Consider the following 461-nt stretch of genomic DNA (forward strand, 5'->3'; position numbering starts at 1 on the left):
GGAGGCCCTCTTCGCCGCCCTCCGCTGGGTGCTGGCGCAGTGGTACTGGCTGATGGACTGGGCGTACTACCTCTCCGGCCTGGAGATGTTGAACCCGCGCTACCGGTACATGCACCGGGCGGTGCTCGTCGGGCTCTGCGTGGGCGTGATGGCGCCGCTCATCGGCACCTTCCTCGTCCACCGCCAGCTCGCGCTGATCGGGGACGCGCTGGCGCACACGGCGTTCGCCGGGGTCGCGGTCGGGCTCTTCCTCAACGCCGTCATCGACCTCGGGGTGTCGCCGTACCTCACCGCGGTCGTCGTGGCGATGATCGCCGCGCTGTTCATCGAGCTCATCTCCGAGACGACCGACGCGTACAACGACGTCTCGATGGCGATCGTCCTCTCGACGGGGTTCGCGCTGGGGACGACGCTCATCAGCCTCAACGCGGGCGGGCTCGCGGTCGGGGTGAACCAGTTCC

General features: G+C 69.0%; 1 protein-coding gene. It reads left to right on the plus strand.

Annotated elements, in window-relative coordinates; genetic code table 11:
* Positions 1-28: 28 nt before the first annotated feature.
* Positions 29-461 (plus strand): metal ABC transporter permease (locus tag EXE42_RS20380; protein ID WP_241988421.1); only part of this gene is annotated, 433 nt, incomplete at its 3' end.

It is taken from the genome of Halorubrum sp. SP3 (genome assembly GCF_005435195.1).
In the GTDB taxonomy this organism is placed as follows: Archaea; Halobacteriota; Halobacteria; order Halobacteriales; family Haloferacaceae; genus Halorubrum; species Halorubrum sodomense.